Origin of the sequence: Desulforhabdus sp. TSK (genome assembly GCF_022836495.1) — a bacterium.
Classification (GTDB): domain Bacteria; phylum Desulfobacterota; class Syntrophobacteria; order Syntrophobacterales; family Syntrophobacteraceae; genus Desulforhabdus.
This window is the reverse complement of sequence record NZ_BQXM01000297.1, coordinates 1-234: the sequence shown is the minus strand read 5'-3', so window position 1 is coordinate 234 and position 234 is coordinate 1. Positions and strand designations below refer to the sequence as shown.

The window sequence follows — 234 nt, the reverse complement described above, 5'->3', positions numbered from 1 at the left end:
GGGGAAAAACCCCGTATTCCGTGGCGATCCTGCGCAGGGCCACTCCGGAATCGATTTGCCTGACGTCCCTCGGGCACTGCTGAGGACACCTTCCACAGGTGGTGCAACGCCAGATCTCTTCGCTTTCGATGTCCGTCAGGCCGAAGGTGGCTTCCCGGACGAGCTTGCGCATGCTGAAGTTTCTCACCCGGTTCCAGGGGCAGACCACGTCGCACAGCCCGCACTGGAAGCATC

1 protein-coding gene is annotated in these 234 nt (G+C 62.0%); it reads right to left on the bottom strand.

Features of this window, described 5'->3' with window-relative positions; all coding sequences use genetic code 11:
• Positions 1-234: 4Fe-4S dicluster domain-containing protein (locus tag MWC30_RS22450; RefSeq protein ID WP_244086384.1), on the bottom strand; the 234-nt coding region annotated here is incomplete at both ends.